The sequence below is a fragment of the Kitasatospora sp. NPDC023385 genome (assembly GCF_055664045.1).
Genome location: NZ_JBVOOL010000064.1, coordinates 1 through 8,789 on the forward strand (window position 1 = coordinate 1; position 8,789 = coordinate 8,789).

10 protein-coding genes and 2 pseudogenes are annotated in these 8,789 nt (G+C 72.8%); 5 read left to right on the forward strand and 7 right to left on the reverse strand.

Features of this window, described 5'->3' with window-relative positions; genetic code table 11:
- Nucleotides 1–1,089 precede the first annotated feature (1,089 nt).
- The 3 genes and pseudogenes from AC0B61_RS36670 to AC0B61_RS36680 form a co-directional block, all read left to right on the forward strand.
- Nucleotides 1,090–1,152 (forward strand): annotated as a pseudogene (locus AC0B61_RS36670) (hypothetical protein); the annotation flags it as partial.
- A 107-nt stretch (nt 1,153–1,259) separates the two neighbouring features.
- The gene (locus AC0B61_RS36675; RefSeq protein ID WP_471746818.1) at nt 1,260–1,571 is read left to right on the forward strand and encodes a helicase associated domain-containing protein; all 312 of its coding nucleotides are present in this window, start codon (nt 1,260–1,262) and stop codon (nt 1,569–1,571) included.
- Nucleotides 1,572–1,595: 24 nt separating this feature from the next.
- Nucleotides 1,596–1,751, forward strand: a pseudogene (locus AC0B61_RS36680) (hypothetical protein); the annotation flags it as partial.
- Nucleotides 1,752–1,950: 199 nt separating this feature from the next.
- Here AC0B61_RS36680 and AC0B61_RS36685 read toward each other — a convergent pair.
- From AC0B61_RS36685 to AC0B61_RS36700, 4 genes are all read right to left on the reverse strand, one after another.
- Nucleotides 1,951–2,202, reverse strand: a complete 252-nt coding sequence (locus tag AC0B61_RS36685; RefSeq protein ID WP_471746820.1) for a hypothetical protein — start codon at nt 2,200–2,202, stop codon at nt 1,951–1,953.
- Between the two features lie 743 nt (nt 2,203–2,945).
- Complete coding sequence (locus AC0B61_RS36690) at nt 2,946–3,545, reverse strand: replication-relaxation family protein (RefSeq protein ID WP_471746802.1); 600 nt, start codon at nt 3,543–3,545, stop codon at nt 2,946–2,948.
- 689 nt (nt 3,546–4,234) lie between these two features.
- Entirely contained in the window at nt 4,235–4,411 is a 177-nt protein-coding gene (locus tag AC0B61_RS36695) for a hypothetical protein (RefSeq protein WP_471746804.1), read from the reverse strand.
- Between the two features lie 599 nt (nt 4,412–5,010).
- Nucleotides 5,011–5,736 carry a hypothetical protein gene (locus tag AC0B61_RS36700; RefSeq protein WP_471746806.1) on the reverse strand — a complete coding sequence of 242 codons (726 nt, stop codon included), beginning with the start codon at nt 5,734–5,736 and terminating at the stop codon, nt 5,011–5,013.
- Between AC0B61_RS36700 and AC0B61_RS36705 the strand changes: the two genes are divergently transcribed.
- Both AC0B61_RS36705 and AC0B61_RS36710 read left to right on the forward strand, forming a co-directional pair.
- Nucleotides 5,735–6,130 (forward strand): hypothetical protein, encoded by a 396-nt coding sequence (locus tag AC0B61_RS36705; protein WP_471746808.1) that lies wholly within the window; start codon nt 5,735–5,737, stop codon nt 6,128–6,130. The two genes, AC0B61_RS36700 and AC0B61_RS36705, sit on opposite strands and share 2 nt — an antisense overlap.
- A gap of 99 nt (nt 6,131–6,229) precedes the next feature.
- Nucleotides 6,230–6,547 carry a hypothetical protein gene (locus tag AC0B61_RS36710; protein WP_471746810.1) on the forward strand — a complete coding sequence of 106 codons (318 nt, stop codon included), beginning with the start codon at nt 6,230–6,232 and terminating at the stop codon, nt 6,545–6,547.
- A gap of 252 nt (nt 6,548–6,799) precedes the next feature.
- Here AC0B61_RS36710 and AC0B61_RS36715 read toward each other — a convergent pair whose 3' ends face one another.
- The 3 genes from AC0B61_RS36715 to AC0B61_RS36725 form a co-directional block, all read right to left on the reverse strand.
- Nucleotides 6,800–7,219, reverse strand: coding sequence for a hypothetical protein (locus AC0B61_RS36715; protein ID WP_471746812.1), 420 nt, complete (start codon nt 7,217–7,219; stop codon nt 6,800–6,802).
- A complete protein-coding gene (locus AC0B61_RS36720; protein ID WP_471746814.1) occupies nt 7,216–7,584 on the reverse strand; it encodes a hypothetical protein in 369 nt (122 codons plus the stop codon). The genes AC0B61_RS36715 and AC0B61_RS36720 overlap by 4 nt, the downstream gene beginning before the upstream one ends.
- Nucleotides 7,585–7,891: 307 nt before the next feature.
- Nucleotides 7,892–8,212, reverse strand: a complete 321-nt coding sequence (locus AC0B61_RS36725) for a hypothetical protein (protein ID WP_471746816.1) — start codon at nt 8,210–8,212, stop codon at nt 7,892–7,894.
- Nucleotides 8,213–8,789 lie beyond the last annotated feature (577 nt).

An 8,789-nucleotide genomic window follows, 5' to 3' on the forward strand; every position in this document is an offset into this window, starting at 1 on the left:
GCTGTCACAGGTCAAGAGCGGCGGGAACCCGCCGAGGCCGGCGGACCGGGCAGCGGGTGCAACACGGCACTGCAACACGCCCACCCGCCCCTACCTCCAGCCGCATAACGCCTGGTCAGACCCGCAACACAGCCCCGTGTCGCACCCGAACGCAACACCGCGCTGCACCCCCGCGTTGCACCCCCACCCACCACCAGGACCAAGGCCGTCGAGAATGCCGGCCTTCTCGACGGCCACCACCGAGCAGCAGCCGCGGCCCCGCCCCGGCACCCCGTCGCACCCACCTGTCGCACCCAGCCCACACACAGGGGAAACCGGGTATCCGCCCACGTCACACCACACGACACCACCCCATCGCAACAGGCAACGCGACAAGGGACGCGACAACCCGCCGACTACAACCGAGCCGCCACCAGAGCGGCCTCCACGGCGGCCTGACGGCCACCCAGCCGTCCAGCCGGAACAACGGACGCAGCAGCACCCGGACCGACCCGAAACGGCGGGACGGCGCAGCCGAGCCGGGCACAGCGGGACAGCGGCGCAGCACCAGCACACCCCCGCCCCGGACGGCGGTGCAGCACCAGCCAGGCACAGCAGGCCCGGACGGCGGACCCCGGGGACGGCGGCGGCCGAGCAGGGCGCAGCAGGGCGCAGCAGGCCCGAACGACGCGGAGCCCGACCCCCACCAAACCGAACACCACCCCCGCCATCACCCCCGGCCACCGCAATTCAAACCCGAATTCACACCACCACCCGGCGGCCAATCCACCAAAACAACCACACGGAAATACCAGCGGAATTCACCCCCAAAAACAGCCCACAACACCCGGCCCACCCCCGAACGGGGCCGACCCGCCCCCGACCCCACCCGTAACCACATACAGTCACCAAACCCGGGCCACAGCCACCCCGACCCACACCGCCAACAGGTCCAACCAAAGGTCCAGACAACCCCGCTTCCAGGGCCATTCCACGCCCACCAACACCAACAGGTCACGCCCGACGGTGGGGTCAGCTACTCCTCTCCGCGGCTCGCACGCGCGGCTCGCCGCCGGGCATCCGCCGCTTCCGCGCGAGGGGCACCTGCGGGTGCCGTTCGAGCACCGCGAGGGCGCCTACCCGCTGGGGCAGTGGATCTCCGACCAGCGCAAGGCGTACGGCGTCGGCGCGATGGAGGGCGGCCGGGTCCGGCGCCTGGAGGCCCTGGGGATGGTCTGGGACGAGTACGACGCGGCGTTCCAGGAGAACCTGGCGGCCGCGTGTACTTCGCCGAGAACGGCACCCTGGCGGCGCCGCGCGGCGCTGCGGTGCTGGACCGGCCGGTCGGGCAGTGGCTATCCAACCTGCGCCGGCCGGGGGCGCTCGCGGGGAACCCCGAGCGGGCCGAGGCGCTCGCCGAGATCGACCCGGACTGGTGCCCGGCCTGGCCGATCGACTGGCAGCGCCACTACGCCGCCGTGCGCGAGTGCGTCGACGGCGGCGCGCAGCTGGAGGACCTGGTGCCCGGGGTCACGGTGCGCGGTGAGGACGTCGGGCGGTGGCTGGAGCGCCAGTGTCAGCACGTCGTCTGACAGGGCCTGGTGGACGGGCAGCGTGTGCGCCTGGCCGCGCTCGGCGTCGAGCCGCTCCCGGCCCCGGCGGCGAAGGCGCCCAAGGCCGCTGGAGGGGCCTTGAGGGCGTTCGAGCGGGGTATCGCGGCGCTGCGCCAGTTCCACGGCCGTGAGGGCCACCTGACCGTCCCCAGGGGGCACCTGGAGACCCTGGAGGACGGCACCGAGGTGAAGCTCGGGGTGTGGCTGTCGAACACGAACCCAGGCGGGCGAAGCTGGACTCGGCCCGGCTCGGCGTGCTGGCGGAGCTGGGCCTGGAGTGGGCTGCCTGAGCCGTGGTCAGGCGGGTGCGGGAGCGGCGACGGTGTCCGGCCACCCCCGTTCGCCGTTCCAGGCCCGGTCAGCGGTCGGGGTACTTCTCCGCGTGGAGCAGCCGGACGTGCCACCAGGGGTCGTCGAGCTTGCCGGCCTTGCGCTGTCGGCGTTCGCGGCTTGTGGGCAGGGGCAGGATGATCGGTTTGCGGCCGTTCATGCGGCGGCTGCTGTCGCAGGCGGGGCACTCCAGCTGGTCGGGGTCGGCGTTCTCGCGTAGTTCGAGGAGGGTGCCGGGTTCGCCGCCGATGGAGCCCTTGCAGGTGTAGCAGGGGTGCATGGCGGCGTTGGCTTCCCGGGCGGCGAGCAGCTGGTTGCGTTCCTCGGTGTCGCGGGCTTGCTGCTGGCAGTGGGTGCAGGGCTTGGTGCCGTCGCTGGCGCTGTACTTGTAGTCGTACTCGTCTTCGCGGCGGTTGCAGCCGGGGCAGCGGGTGGCCTCCAGGCGCCGCTCCTTCTCTTCCTGGGCGGCCTTGTTCTCGGCGGCGATGCGCGCGCGGGTGCGGGTGAGGTAGTCGGTGTTGGACAGGGCGTCGGCGAGGGTCTGCCACTGGTGGCTGCCGAAGCGCCACCAGATCGCGGCGTGGGGGCCCTTGGCTTTCAGCTGGTCGAGCGTGCACGCCAGGATCGGGATCCGGTCGGTGAAGTCGAAGTCGTCGCACTGCGGCTGCCAGTGCTTGCGGGTCAGGGCCTGGACCCCGTTGATGGTGTTGGTCAGGCCGCGGGGTCCGGCGCCAGCCAGGACGAGGGCGATCGGCGGCAGCGCCTTCGGCGGGGCGGCGGGGTACTTGCGCCGCCATACCCGCAGCTGCTTCGCCGTGGACGGGTGCCCTTCGTGGGTGGGGTCCTTGTAGGTGAGGGCGAAGTACTCGGCGTGCCGTCGAACTTGGCGGCGACCTCCGCGTGGGTCTCGCTGTGGAGGTCCACCTCCACCAGGAGCACGGGCACGCCGTCGCCCGGGGCGGTCAGGACGGCGTCCGCTTGCTGGGAGCGGCTGCCGGGCAGGGGGTGGACGTCCTCGGTGCGTCAGTTCGCGATGGTGCCGATCGCGCCGCCCGGGGTGTTCGCGCCGGTGAACGCGACGATGGTGTCGTTGACCGCCATCGCGTGCGGGGCGCCGGAGGCGCGCCCCAGCGAGCGGGCCCGCTCGCCCATCTTCCGTCCCGTGGGCAGCGTGGTGGCCGCGGTCTCCAGGCCGAGGGCGGTCAGCCCCCAGATCACCGCGTTGGCGCCCTTGGGGGGCACCGGCTTGCTGCGCTTCTTCGGCCGGGCGGCCAGTGGCGTCTTCTTCTTCGGCGGCGGTCCTCCGACCGGGCCGCGCTGCTCGGTCAGCCGGCTCTCCGGGCGCGCCATGTCCCGCATCGCGCTGGCCGTGCTGTTCGGGAACTCGTGGTGCGGTGCGGCCAGCTGCCAGACCTGCTTGACGGTGGCCGCTTTCAGCACGCCCAGCACCTGGAGGATGTCGTGGCGCAGCGGGCCGGTGCTCCCGTTGGGGTAGGCCTTCGCGCGGACGAACGCGGTGCGCTGCTTCGGCACCCGCTCCGCCCCCCGCACAGCCTGCCCGGCGGCCCGGCCTCCGTCGTGCTCGCCGTGCTCCTGGCCGCCGATGTTCTGGTCCTCGCTCATGCTGCTGCTCCCGGCTGGTCGTTCATCCCGTTCTCGATACCGCACCGCGCCGACAACCGGCCCGGCCGCCACCCGCCACCGCCGCCACCACCGGGCGTCAGCCCGTGCGCCGGCCACCGGCGCGAGGCCGCCCGGCCGGTGGAGGGAGGGCCACAGCGGCCCGGGAGCGCGTCGAACCCCGCCGACACCCGCCCGCCACCAGCCACCACCACCCACAACCACAGGCAAGAGGGGGACAGAGGGGTTGTGGGGATTTCCGTGGACCCGTTTTCTGGCCGCTGACCTGCGGAAATGTGCGGAATGGTCGCGAGGTCACTGGTCGGGGAAACAGTCGGGGAGGTGGTCGGGGATCCGGTCGGGGAACCGAACCTGCTCCCACCGGGCTTGACGGGGCGCCAGCGGGCTGAAACCACCGCTGGAGCCGTACCGGACCAGCGTAGCCGTGGCCGGGCTCCGCAGGGGCCGTGCGGGGCGTTCCGGCGGCCGTGCGGCATGGGGCGATCGGGCCGGACGGGTCGGGCCCCGGGCCGGGGCGGCCCCTGCCCAGGGCCTGGTGGTGGCGGTTCGTCATCATCGGTGCGCTGTCCTCGGTGTCCGCGGGGCGGGCGTGATGCCCGATCACCAGATAAAGGTGCCTGCGAGCGCGTCGGTGTGACACAACCGCCCGAACTTCTTCGTCGGGCGCCGGGCTACAGGCCCATGTCGCGGGCCTGGGCTACGGTGCGGGCGGCCAGCTCGGGTGTGGGGTGCAGCAGCGGCTGCTGGGTGGTGGCGTCGCCCAGGAACGCGCCGCCGCGGATCGCGATCCACCGGTTGCCGGCGCCCAGGCCGCGTTCGACCCAGCCCTGGATCTCGTTGTCGAGCACGATGTAGAAGGCGCTCGGGACGGCCGACCAGCCGGCCAGCAGCCAGTTCGGGCCGAGCTGGCCGAGGGGGCCGACGACGTCGCAGTCGCCGAAGCCGCGGGCGAACGGCTCCGGCGGCGCCTGCAGGTCCCGCCCGGCCGAGTGCTGCGGCGACGCCTGGGTGCGGGGCGTGACCGTGGTGTCGGGGCGGTCCAGGACGGCGGTGCGCTGTGCGGCGCGCGACTGGGCGGCCTGCGCCGCGTCGAACCAGTCCGGTTCGTCCGAGGCCGGCGGCGCGCTCTGGGTGCGCGCGTCCCGGGCCGCGGGAACAGCCAGGGCTTGCCCAGCCGTTTCGCCCCGGCCGCTCGTGCGAGACGAAACGAGAGCCGGGTCGGCCGGGGTCGTTTCGTCCTGGGTGTGACTTCGACCGATAGCCTGCGAATCCGAACTGCACCTTGCGAGTCATGGGCGGCCACTCGCCTGCCCGGCGCTGACCTGCGGACTCCTCGTCTCGACTGAGTTGGCTGTGTCCGGCCTCGCAAACTATCGGTCGGAACAGCTCGCAGACTGCGACTCGGAACAGGGCCGTGGCCTGCGAGGTCTCAGCGGAGCCTCGCAAGTTATCGGCCGGAGTCACACTGGGCGGCAGGACGGGGCGAAACGGGCTGCTCGTCGGTCGCCGGCAGTGCGGGCGTTTCGCCCCGGGACGATTCGAGGCGGGCGTTGAAGGCTTCCTCCGCCTTCTCGTTCTCGCGCCAGTCGTCGGGCAGGTCCCACTCCTCGCGCATCCGTGCGTCCTGGCGCTGGGCGTAGGTCAGGTCGGGCCAGCGGGCCGCGTCGCGCAGCTCGCGCCCCGTCGTGCGCAGCAGGGTGCCGTAGGTGGTCAGCTGCTCGGCGAACTCCTGGAAGGCGGCCACCGGGTCGCCGTTCTCCAGCGCCTCGAGGTAGGCCATCGCCCGCAGCTGCACGGCCTCGGTCACCTGCACCAGGCGCCGGGCGTTGCCGGCCGGCATGGTCGCGCTCAGCCGCCCCCGGTCCGCCCCGGCGGGCACCGGCGGCTGCGGCACGGCCGGCTCCGGCGTGGACAGCCCACCGGGCGCCTCGGCCAGGTCCGGCACGAGCGGCGCGGTGGCGGGCAGCGGCGGCTCGCCCGGCGTGGCGGTGACGGCCTGGCGCTCGGCGGTCCGGGCCCGGTCGGCCCGGCTCTTGCACGCCCTCGAGCAGAACTTCGGCGTCCGGCCCGTCGCCTTCTTCCGGGCGAACGCCTTGCCGCACGTCGGCTCCTGGCACACCAGGTCCTGCGCGCCGCCGGTCTCTGCCTCGTTTCGGCCCGGGTCGGAACTCATGGCGGTGATCGTAACCCGGGGTGATCTTCGCGCGGCAGCCGTTTCGCCCCGCGAGCCGAAACGCCTCGTGGGCCTGGCCAGGGCCGGCTTCGCCCATCGCGCCGACGACATGGAACTCATCGCCCGCACCCGCTACGTCGCCCAGATGCTGTGCACCATCCCGGCCATGGTCGCCAAGCTGGAGGACCTGGAGGAGGAAGGACCGGGCGCCGATGTGTGGTGGTCGATCGCCGAGCTCGAAGCCGGCCCGGGCCCCCGTGGTAGAGCTGACCGGCACCACATCCTGACCGGCACCGACACCGATACCTTGATGCCACCCTGCGCCTGGGGCCGGCATCAAGGTGTCCGGACCGCTCTCACCAATGCTCCGACCTGTGGCGTTATCTCCCCGTGACCTGGCCATCAAGGCATCGCCGACTTCTCCGGGGCGGGCATCAGGTATCGGCGGGGCGCAGCCGGGCGCCGGATCCGGTCGCACGTACGATTCCCTGCCGTGGGCAAAGAGCAGAAGACCTTCGAGTACACCGACGACCTGATCGCGGCGCAGCGGGCGCTGGTGGCCGTGCAGGCCGAGCGCCGCGCGTTTCTGGCCACCCTGCCGACCTGGGGCGGTGACGTGGAGGCCGCCCGGCAGGGGCTGAGTGAAGAGAAGCTGGCCGAGTCCGCCCGCCTCGAGGAAGCCGAGCGGCGGGCCTGCCACGCGGTGTGGGCGGACGAGTACTGGGCCACGCTGTCCGGCGAGGACCGGGTCACCGCCCGAAACCGGCTCAACCACATCGACGACCCGGCCGAGGAACAGGCGGCACCGTAGCGTTCACCGCCCCGGCGCTCCCCGACAAGGTGACCCTCATGCGTGGGTCGCCGAGGTGGCCGCTTCGTCAGCGCGGGTAGCAGCGTCGGCAGCGGCCAAGACGGATGCGGCGGGGTCTGCGGCCCGCGCCCGGGCCGCAGCCCGTCTCCGCCGAGTAAGTTTGCTCTGCCTCTGCCTCTGCCTCGGGCCCCGCCTTCTGCCCGCCGCCGCTGACCGGCCAGCTGGGGAGCAGGTCGGCGGAGCGGAGTCGGCCTACGCCGCCGTCGTGCCCCGGACCGGGGCTGTGTGGGCGAGCGCGATGATGACACGCGGGAGGCCATAGGCGGCCAGCACGTCGGCCGCGGCGATGAGCCCGGTCAGGTACCAGGGCAGGTGGCCCGGGTCACCGACCGGGTAGGAGACGCCCGCATAGCCCATAACCATCACGAACAGCAGCAGGACTGTGAACAGGCGGCTGCCGGCGGTGGGGCCGCCTGAGGTGTCGATCCGGTGCAGCAGTTGCGCACAGGAGATCCCGGCCGCCGGCAGAACGATCGCGGCCAGCCAGCTGATCGGCCAGGCAGTTCCGAGCGCGGTCAGTCCGGCCGCCGCGTACGGCACGTTGAAGACCCACCAGAGCACCACGACGGCCGCCAGCACCGCCCTGCCGCCGGTGAACCGGCGGGCGCTCACCGGCCGCCGTCCTGCTTATGGGTGCCGAGGGCGGCCGCAGCCAAGGCCTGCACAGCTGGCGCCCATCGAGCGATCAGGTCCATCACGTCGGGCAGCTCTGCGGCGTAGGCGGTGAGAATGGTGCCGTCCTGGTTGCCGCTCAGGTCGATCGCGAAGCGGGGCACCGTACGGTAGCGGTGATACACCGTCATCTCGAGCGGAAGCTCCTCCCCGGTCCACTCGCCTGCATGCGGGTTGGAGCTGGTCCACCGTTCGAACCCGGCCTGCTTCAGGTTCGCGTACCAGTCGCCGCTGCCGTCGTCCGGGACGGGGTCCTTGGCCAGAGCGGTCCACTCGCCGCTCTCGTACACCAGCCAGTCGCTCATCAACGTCTTCCTCACCTATCGGGTGCACGCCAGTCTCGGGCCAACGGCATTCCCGATGCGGACGAATCAGAGATCTCGTCCATGGACGGAACTGTAGGCGGCGGGCGGGAACAGCATGAGGGGCGGCCCCGAGCGCGGGCCGCCCCTCATGCTGTTCTGCCTTCCCGGGCGACCGCAGCCGCCCCCGCCAAGGCCACGATCAGCCCATGGCCGTGCCCCACGGGGCCAGCCATCAAGGTGAGGCTCCCGACCGGTCAGCGGCTGTTCGCCAGCGCGGCCGCGCAGGATCTCATCGAGTGCCACCGGCTCAGTCCTCCGGGCCCATGCCGAGCGCCGCGCCGATGTCCTCCAGCTGCTGGGCGCGCAGCGTCCTGGTGAGGGCGGAGCGGACGGTCGGCACGGTGTGGGACAGGGCCGCCAGGTGGGTGCGCAGGACGCCTTCGGCGAGCAGGCGGATCTCGGCGAAGGTCTGGCGGGCACGGGGTGCAGGCGGCCGGGCCCCGGGGAACGAGGGGGGCGTTCCGCGTGGCCCGGCCGGTGGGAGGCCAGCAGCGCCGGGGTGGCGTGGCGCGGCTGCTCTGCTCGGCGGCCCGGTGGTGCTGTGGTGGGGCCGCCGTGGCGGGAACACTAGACCCGGCCGATCGACCTTCGCTAGGGCTGTGAGCTGGGATTTTTCGGCCGCGAACATGCCAGGCATGCGCGGTGGCCGGGGCGGTCAGCGGTGCGGGCCGAGGGCGTCACGGTGACCACCGCGTCGCCCTGGCCGTTGTGCTCGGGGAAGCTGGTTGCGTCCGGGCCCCAGGTCCAGTAGTTCCGCCAGGCGTCGGCGCCGGTCTCCACGTAGGAGTCCCGAACGCGCTGGCCGACGTGGCCGGCAGGGCGTGGTAGTGGTGGGTGCGCAGGCCGGGGTGGCGCGGGTCGGATGCGAGTTGGTCGAGGGCGCGCCGGACCCGGCGCAGCTTCGCCACATCGGCCCGGCGGCCCCGGCCTCGGGTGAGGTGGGCCCGGGTGCAGGCAACGGGTCAGTGGGCGGGGAGCAGCAGGGCACCAGCGCGGCGGTCTGGCACACCCTCAGCGACCACACGCGGCCCCTGCGCGGGGCCTGGGAGCTGTACTGAAGTTGAATCCGTGATGTCGCTCGGATGGGTGAAGCAGTAGCGTTCGCCTGCCCGCGGAGGGTCGGCCCCGGTAGTCGTGTGCTGTGA